The following is a 561-nucleotide window of genomic DNA, read 5'->3' as shown; positions in this document are numbered from 1 at the left end:
ACGCCGATCAGCATCAGGATCTCGGCGATGGGCAGGGCCTGCGCCCCCGAGGCCGCGGCGAAGATGACGACGCCGAGCAGCCCGAGCAGGAAGACGATTGCGATCAAGCGGAGCCCTCGCGCGCCATGGCCACGGCCTCCAGCGCCTCCTCCGCCTCGTCGTCGATCGTGCGCGAGCCGAGGAGACGGTCGAGCTGCGCGCCCTGGCCGGTCACGAGCGCGAGAAAGCTCTCCAGCAGCAGCACCAGCGTCAYCGCCAGGAAGGCGATGAGGCCGGCGAGYCAGATGCCCTGCGGGATCACCATCGGAACGCGCAGTGCCGAATTGTCGTGCGCGTCGAAGAGCGCGCTCTCGTCATAGAGAGCATAGCCGGCCCAGGCGGTGAAGGCGGCGAAGACCGCCAGCAGCATCAGCGAGAAGAGATGCAGGGGCGCGCGCAGCTTCACCGGCAGCCGCATCACCAGCACGTCCACGCGAATATGCGCCCGGCAGGCCAGAGTGTGCGCCAGCGCCCAGGCGATGCCGCAGGCCAGCATGTAGCCGGTGATCTCCACCGTCGCCG

The 561-nt window shown here is 69.2% G+C and carries 1 protein-coding gene; it reads right to left on the bottom strand.

Annotated features, from left to right (window positions below):
• Positions 1–103: 103 nt before the first annotated feature.
• On the bottom strand, positions 104–561 hold a 458-nt coding region (locus AC1DWF_RS37440; protein WP_476843477.1), incomplete at its 5' end, for a TRAP transporter small permease subunit.

The organism is Aminobacter sp. P4_D5 (assembly GCF_056401815.1).
Note: the sequence above shows the minus strand (reverse complement) of the source record. Positions and strands in the feature narration are given on the sequence as shown.